The 8,093-nt window shown below is 30.2% G+C and carries 7 protein-coding genes; all 7 read left to right on the forward strand.

The features are described from left to right. Positions 1-2,006: DUF5693 family protein (locus tag PHQ99_06700; protein MDD4289260.1), on the forward strand; the 2,006-nt coding region annotated here is incomplete at its 5' end. Beyond that, positions 1,987-3,156 carry a polysaccharide pyruvyl transferase CsaB gene (gene csaB, locus PHQ99_06705; protein ID MDD4289261.1) on the forward strand — a complete coding sequence of 390 codons (1,170 nt, stop codon included), beginning with the start codon at positions 1,987-1,989 and terminating at the stop codon, positions 3,154-3,156. The genes PHQ99_06700 and csaB, both read left to right, overlap by 20 nt. Positions 3,157-3,163: 7 nt before the next feature. After that, on the forward strand, positions 3,164-3,844 hold the full coding sequence (ftsE, locus tag PHQ99_06710) for a cell division ATP-binding protein FtsE (GenBank protein ID MDD4289262.1): 681 nt from the start codon (positions 3,164-3,166) through the stop codon (positions 3,842-3,844). Continuing rightward, a complete protein-coding gene (ftsX, locus tag PHQ99_06715; protein MDD4289263.1) occupies positions 3,844-4,731 on the forward strand; it encodes a permease-like cell division protein FtsX in 888 nt (295 codons plus the stop codon). The genes ftsE and ftsX overlap by 1 nt, the downstream gene beginning before the upstream one ends. Further along, positions 4,728-5,960 carry a peptidoglycan DD-metalloendopeptidase family protein gene (locus tag PHQ99_06720; protein ID MDD4289264.1) on the forward strand — a complete coding sequence of 411 codons (1,233 nt, stop codon included), beginning with the start codon at positions 4,728-4,730 and terminating at the stop codon, positions 5,958-5,960. The genes ftsX and PHQ99_06720 overlap by 4 nt, the downstream gene beginning before the upstream one ends. A 77-nt stretch (positions 5,961-6,037) precedes the next feature. Beyond that, entirely contained in the window at positions 6,038-7,213 is a 1,176-nt protein-coding gene (locus tag PHQ99_06725) for a S41 family peptidase (GenBank protein ID MDD4289265.1), read from the forward strand. Between the two features lie 8 nt (positions 7,214-7,221). Continuing rightward, the coding region (locus tag PHQ99_06730; protein ID MDD4289266.1) for a divergent polysaccharide deacetylase family protein at positions 7,222-8,093 on the forward strand (872 nt) is incomplete at its 3' end.

Here is an 8,093-nt window from a genome sequence, read left to right on the forward strand (position 1 = left end):
CTCTTAGAGGTAATAGTATAGTGAAAATAAATTCAAAGAAAGTATTCATTTTTTTTATTCTAATTGCACTTATTGTCTCAGTCATAGTAGGTATTCAGCGTTTTAACCTGGAGAATAGTTTTAAACAGGTGGAAATGGTTATCAGCTTAAATAATGTGAGGGAATTAGCGTTAAAAGAAAGATATGATGAAAATCAACTACTTACACAATTAAAATCTAAAGGAATTACGGGAATTGCAATTCATGAAGATACTCTTGAGAGCTTGATATTTCAAGGTAAAATAGCTTTTTTAAATACAAATAATCTATCAAAGATAAAATTTACTGATAATTTACAGTTTCTGTATTCAAGTCAACCTTCCCCCGGGGAATTTATGATTATATCAAACGATTATTCCCTGTTTCAAAGAATAAATGAAACCTTTAACCAATATTACGATGAAGCAACAATTCTACAGGATGTTTTTAGTGAAGGAGATTATTGTTTAATTGGAAATGCTGATGAAGAGGAAATATTAAAATTAGGATTGGGATTTTCAGAAAGAGATATTGATAAAATACACAAACTTGGATTTAATATTGTATTACGACCAAAAAATTCTTCAAAATTAAACAACAGTCTTCTTTCAAAAAAATTATCAGAAATAGAAACAATTGATAAAGTCTCTTCAATTATATTTGATGAAGAAGAAGTACTTGGATATCCCTCTGAAACAATGCTATTTGAAGCTGCAACGTTTTTACAAAAAAATAATTACCCCTTTGGCATTATTGAATTTGCTTCACAAAAAGGAATTCAAAATATTGCTGATAATATTAGTGAATTAGCTATACGAGTACATAGTATAACCAGTGAGGAAATGGAAAAGATATCTCTTAACACAGCAATTGAAAGATGGGTTCGGGCAGCACAGGAAAGAAACATACGAATATTTTATTTAAACCCTTTTTTGAAAACAAGAGTACCAGATTTAATTCAGTATAATTTAGATTATGTTGAAAAAATAAAAAACAATATTATTGAGAATGGATTTATAGTTGACAAGGCAAGTTTGTTTCCCCCTTATCAGATACCCTGGATTTTTATTTATTTAATTGGCCTGGGAGTTGTATCTGCAGGCATAATGCTATTGATTGAAATTTTTCAAGGTATAAAAAAATATTCAATTTTACTTTTTGTAATACTTTTTGCTTTTTTAATAGTTATGAATATCTTTATTGGAAAGATATTCTTAATGAAAATACTTGCCCTGGCAAGCGCTTTAGTCTTCCCGGCTCTAGCAATAATAAAAAATAAAAAATATTTTACCATTACACTTACAAAAAAAAGCAGTGGTTTGTTGGGAATGTTGAAAAACATCTTTTTCGGAATTAGTTGGATTATGCTGATTTCAGTGACGGGAGGAATGATAATCGGAGCACTGCTGACACATTATAAATTTATTTTAGCTATTCAGTTATTCAGTGGAATTAAAGTTGCCTATATTTTTCCATTAGCCATAGTTGCTTTTTATTTTTGGTGGGTATGCCGAAAAGATAAAAGACTTTTAATAGATGATCTCAAAAATCCAATATTATTTGAACATGCTTTGTTTTTGTTTGTATTCCTGGTTTTTGGAGTAATCTATATTGCAAGATCGGGTAATTTTTCATTTTTACCTGTACTTGGTATTGAAGAAAAAATGAGACTATTACTTGAAAATATTTTGGTTGCCAGACCAAGAAATAAGGAATTCTTAATAGGGTACCCATTAATTTCCCTGGCAATTGCTATGAATTATTTAGATTTACATTATTTAAAAATTCCATTTATTATAATGGGGACAGTAGCACCTGTTACTATTGTGAATACATTTTGTCATGTTCATACCTCTATATTCTTCTCAATATTGAGGACCTTTCATGGTTATTGGTTAGGATTAATAATCAGTTTTTTCCTGGCTTTTCTGTTATTTATTCTCTGCAGAAACTTTATGGAACGATTAAATGTCAAAAGTGGTGAGTAGCATTAAATCTATTATAGTCTCAGGATATTATGGTTTTGGAAATTGCGGAGATGAAGCCATTTTAATGGCAATGCTTCAGGAGTTTTCTAAATTTATATCAAAAGATAAAATTATTATACTTTCAAACGAGCCAGAAAAAACAAAATCTTTATATAAAGTTCATTCCATATATAGACTTGATATTTTTAGAATACTAACAAGATTAAGAAAGGCAGATGTATTTATTAGTGGAGGCGGGGGGTTATTACAGGATGTAAGCGGGAAAGGTTTTAGTGTATTATATTACCTTGCTCTTATTGTGATTGCCAGATTTTTTAATACCAAGACTGTAGTATATGGACAGGGAATTGGCCCAATACAAAAAACTATTAATAAAAATCTTATAAGGCTGGTATTAAAGAATGTAGACTTAATTATAGTAAGGGATGAGAAATCAAAAATATTTTTAGAAAAATTGAGTATTCTAAAAAAGAAAATTGTTGTTAATGCAGACAGCGCTTTTTTAATTAAGAAAAGAGAACTTTCTGAGAACATAAAAAAGAAATATGGATTGGAAGTAAATTCAATTGGGTTCCCTTTCCCTGATAATCCGTTGATAGGTATTGTAATCAGGAATTGCAATGCTATAAAACTGGATTATGATAAAAAAATAATGCAATTTGCAGAGATAGCAGACCATTTAATAGAAAAATATAATTTTGACATAGTCTTTATACCGTTTCAAATCAAAAAAGATATATTATTAATCAAAGACATTGTAAGCAAAATGAAATATTCAAATGCTAAGATAATTGAGGAGGAATTAGCCCCGGATGAAATGTTATCACTTATTTCAAAATTGACAATCTTGTTAGGCATGCGACTTCATTCAATTATTTTTGCTACAATAGTGAATGTACCTTTTATTGCAATTGACTATGATCCCAAAGTAAAAAATTATGTTTACTCGTTAGATCTTCCTGATTTGTTGGTAAAAATAAATCAATTAACTATTAATAATATCGATTATAAGTTAAAATATATAAATATACACAAAAAAACTATTTGCTCTAAGTTAAAAGTAAAAAGTAAACAGTTTGAACAAGAAGCTATTGCAAATGTTCATTTATTACAACAATTTATTAAGGAAAATGTGATAGAAAGGAAATAGAAAATAATTGATTCGAATGTTTCATGTGTTTAAAGTTTTTCCCAATAAAATCCATGCGTTATCGGATATAAATATACACATAAAAAAAGGAGAATTTGTGTTTTTAGTTGGTCCAACGGGTGCAGGGAAAACAACTTTCTTAAAATTAATATATCGTGGTATACTTCCAACGAAAGGGCAAGTGATTGTAGATGGTGTTAATTTAGCGAGATTAAAGAAATCCCTGGTTCCTTATTTACGGAGAGAAATAGGAGTTGTATTCCAGGATTTTAAATTATTATATGATAGAAATGTATTTGAGAATGTTGCTTTTAGCCTTAGAGTTGTTGGTAATAAAAATTCAGTTATTAAACAAAAAGTAAATGAAATTCTTAATATTATTGGACTTTTTCATAAAAGAAATACAAATCCACATTTGCTTTCCGGTGGAGAGCAACAAAAACTGTGTATCGCAAGAGCGGTGGTAACTCACCCTTTAATATTAATAACGGATGAACCTACTGGTAATTTAGATCCCGAGACTTCCTGGGATATAATGCAATTATTATTTAAAATAAATATATGGGGCACAACCGTTATTGTAGCATCCCATGATAAATTAATAGTAGATAAAGCTCAAAAGAGAGTTATTAGAATAGAAGGTGGAAAAGTTGCATCTGACACAAAGAAAGGAATCTATTCATTATAATGGTAAGAAACCTACTTTTTTTTATTAAAGAAGCTTTTCTAAGTACAAAGAAAAATGGAATAATGAGTTTCGCTACTATTGTGAGCCTGATAGCAACATTATTAATTGTAGGATTATTTCTAATAATATCATTAAATATAGATAATATTCTAAGTGATATTGAGTCACAACTTGTTGCAATAGTATACTTAAGCGACAGTGCTACCGAAGAAGAGGTTAATGAAATAATCCAAAATGCTATTGAGACAGAAGGAGTTAAGGAGGTAAAATATATTTCTAAAGAGGATGCCTTTCAGAAACTTAAAAGTGATTTATCAGAGCATGAAGAAATATTAGCAGGCATAACAGAAAACCCTTTACCGGCGTCTTTAGAGATAACAGTTACAGATACTGCTTATCTGGAGGAAATATCTTTTAATCTTAACCAGTTTGAGAAAATTGACGAAGTAAATTATGGTGGTCAGTTAACAAAAAATTTATTATTGATTCTTAATCTTGTTCGCAGAAGCGGATTAGCAATTATATATATATTGGTGTTTATTTCTATATTGCTCATGGTGAGTGTGATTAAAATTAGTGTTCATTCAAGATATGAAGAAATTGAAATCATGGCTTTGGTTGGTGCTACTAGCTGGTTTATTAGATGGCCTTTTATAATAGAGGGTTTTTTAAAAGGACTATTATCGTCTTTAGCAGCTTCATTTATTGTAAGCAGGGGCTATCTTTATTATATGGAAAAAATAAAGTTAAGCATTCCTTTTATTAATATTATATTAGATAATCAAATATTATTAAGGGTTTCAGTAATTCTAATTTTATTAGGAGTATTTATTGGGATTTTTGGAAGCATTATTTCTTTGAGAAAAATAAGTTTTGGGGAATTATGATAAATAAATGTTTTAGAAATAAAAAAATACCCATACTGCATTTTTTAGTGTTAGCAGCTTTTCTTTGTTTATTGTTTCAATTATTTGGTACTGAAAAATGTATTGCAGCAGAAAACAATATTAATATTAAAGAGCAAGAGGAAAAGCTAAAACAGATTGAACAAAGAAAAATAGCTATCCAAGAAGAAATAGGCAGGATGAAGCAGGAAGAGGCAGATTATCAAAAATCACTGGAAAAAATACAGATTTTATTAACTGAATCAGAAAAAGAACTACAAGAGGCAAAGACCAGTTATGAGAACACTATTAAACAGATAGAAAAAATGGAAGAAGAGCTTGATATTGAGCAAACAAAGATGGAATTGCAATTAGCTATTTTAGAAAGTAGACTAAAGAAAATATATAAATACAATGAAATAAGCTATCTTTCAGTATTATTTGACAGTAAAGATTTTTCACAATTTTTGAATAGATACCGTTATTTAGAATGCATATTAGAGAGTGACGCAGGTATAATTCAACAGGTTTCAGAACAAGTTGACTTTATAAAAAAACAAAAAGATAGCCTGGAAAATAAAAAAGAGATAACTAAACTGCTGGAACAGGAAATTATTAACGAAAAGAAAAATATTGAAATGTCGATTGATGCAAAAAATAAATATATTGCCAGGATTGAAGAAGAAAGAAAAAAACAAATTGCCACTTTAGAAGAATTGGAAAAATCATCAGCCCAGATATCAGAAATTATTGAAATAGCATATAGGGAAAAAGAAAAAGAGGAGCAGGCAAAGAAAAATCAGGCAAACAATGTTCCAGTTAGAACTGAACCAACATTGCAGGCAAAAAAAGGGATTTTTCAATTACCATTAAGAGGTACAATTATATTAAATTATGGTCAACAAAAAACACAAGAGTTAAATGCGTATGTATTTAATTCTGGAGTAGACATAAGTGCCTCTTTAGGGGAAGCAGTACGTGCTGCATCCTTTGGAACAGTTATTTATACGGGAAATGTCAAAGGATATGGGGATATTATAATTATAGATCATGGTGGCAATGTAGTTACCTTATATGCCCATCTTTCAAAAGTATTGGTAGGATTAAATGAACAGGTAAGTAAGGGCCAAATTATTGGACAAGTTGGTACAAGCGGTGGAGTGTCATCACCTAGATTGCATTTTGAAGTTAGGGTTGAAGGGAAACCAGTGAATCCATTTGAATGGCTATAGTAATATCACGATTTAAGTAGATTAAAAATATTAGTTTATAATTGTTTATAGACAGAAAAATTAGGCGGTTTAGCGATATGAAAAAAAATTTAAAAATAGTGTATTATTTGTGTGTAGTGTTATTATTGGCAGGTATTTTTCTTGTAGCACCAGTTTATAATAAAGATGTAAATAGCCAGAATGACAGTGTTTTTAATGAATTAGAGCCATTTTTTGAAGCAATAAGCATTATTAGAAGCGAGTTTATTAATAAAGATGTTAAAGTGGACCAATTAGTTCAGGGCGCTATAAAAGGTATGATATCAGAGCTTGATGATCCTTATTCAAGATATGTGGATCCATTGAGTTTTCAACGGGAACAGGAAGACTTTTTTATAGGACATTTCGATGGTTTAGGGATTGAGATTACGATTGTTAATGAAAAGTTAACTGTTATTTCTCCCATAGAAGATACCCCTGCAGATAAAGCAGGAATAAAAGCGGGAGATATTATTGTTGAAATTGATGGAGAAACTACCAAGGGAATTACTTTAGATGAAGTTCTAAATATTCTGCGCGGAGAAAAGGGCACACCGGTAACTATTACAATTGAAAGGGAAGATGAAGAGGAATTTCTTGAAATAGAAATAATTAGAGACACAATTACCGTTGAAGCTGTAAAAGAGGAATTAATAGAAAATGATAAAATTGGGTACATTAGAATATCAAGGTTTAATGTTAATACCGGGCCTGGATTAAAAAAAGTATTAGATGATTATGAAAAATTGTCTTTAGAAGGCATCATCGTCGATTTAAGAAATAATCCTGGTGGATTGCTGGAATCTGCTATCGAGGTAGCCAGTGAGTTTATTAAAGAAGGTGATATAGTAAGAATAAAAAGTGGAAATAACATAATAAGATTTTATGAATCATATGGCAATAATAATCCATCATTACCATTGGTGGTATTGGTTAATATGGGAAGTGCCAGTGCTTCAGAAATCGTAGCAGGTGCAATACAGGATCTGAACAGAGGTACGATTATTGGAGAAAATACCTTTGGGAAGGGTTTGGTTCAACAGGTTTATTCATTGTCAGATGATTCCGCTGTGATTGTTTCCACTTCAGAGTATTATACCCCAAATGGTAGAGTGATTAATGGTATAGGAATTGAACCGGATATTATTGTCCAAATTGATAAAGACGACGAAGAGGATGTTCAGCTAAAAACTGCAATTGATTTATTGCTTGGAAAAGATATTTTTAAAGAATAATAGTGAAAATGATGGATAAAAAACTTTGGAATTATGCATTTTCAATACTACTTTCGGCAATACTTTTGCTATTGGTGGGTATTTTTGTAAATTTAAATAGTGATAATAATGTGAATGGTAAACCAATTGGACCCGGAATTGTATCTGAAGATACAGCTTTGCAACAAGAAAGTGTTCAAGAAAAACAAAAACCTTTTTTATTTGAAATATTTGATGATAAAGAGGATGAAGCCCTATTATATGATAAATTTATCAAAAACAGGGAAAAGGATATTGTGGATGGACCAAAAGTTGCAATAATTATAGATGATTTGGGATATCAAATGGAGATAGCTGAACGTATTATGAATTTGGATTATCCTATTACTGTTTCAATTTTACCTTTTCTACCTTATTCAAGTACAGTGGCACAAATGGCAAGAGAAAAAAACAAGACTGTTTTGCTACATTTGCCTATGGAACCCCATAATTCTAATGTGAATCCCGGAAAAGGTGCGATATTTTCAACCATGAAAGAAGAAGAAATAAGAAACAAAATGACTGCAAATTTTTTGGAAATACCGGACATAGATGGAATAAACAATCATATGGGTTCAAAAGTTACTGAGAATCGAGAAATAATGGAGATTGTTTTAAGTGAAATAAAAGAAAGAAATATATTCTATGTTGATAGTGTGACCAGTCCATATACAGTGGGATATGAATTGAGTAGAGAAATGGGCATAAAAACTGCATATCGCTCGGTTTTTCTGGATAATGAACAGGAAATAGAGTATATAAGAAGCCAGCTTCAGCTATTAAAAAATTATGCAATTAAGAATGGAAATGCAATTGCTATAGGACACCCTTATTGTAATACTGTGGATGTATTGTATGAAGC

It is taken from the genome of Atribacterota bacterium (genome assembly GCA_028703475.1).
GTDB lineage: Bacteria > Atribacterota > Phoenicimicrobiia > Phoenicimicrobiales > Stramentimicrobiaceae > JAQVMU01.

Coding starts and splice junctions, on each gene's coding strand:
- ftsX (MDD4289263.1), top strand. CDS start 3,844: ATGGTAAGAAACCTACTTTTTTTTATTAAAGAAGCTTTTCTAAGTACA.
- csaB (MDD4289261.1), top strand. CDS start 1,987: ATGTCAAAAGTGGTGAGTAGCATTAAATCTATTATAGTCTCAGGATAT.
- PHQ99_06725 (MDD4289265.1), top strand. CDS start 6,038: ATGAAAAAAAATTTAAAAATAGTGTATTATTTGTGTGTAGTGTTATTA.
- PHQ99_06720 (MDD4289264.1), top strand. CDS start 4,728: ATGATAAATAAATGTTTTAGAAATAAAAAAATACCCATACTGCATTTT.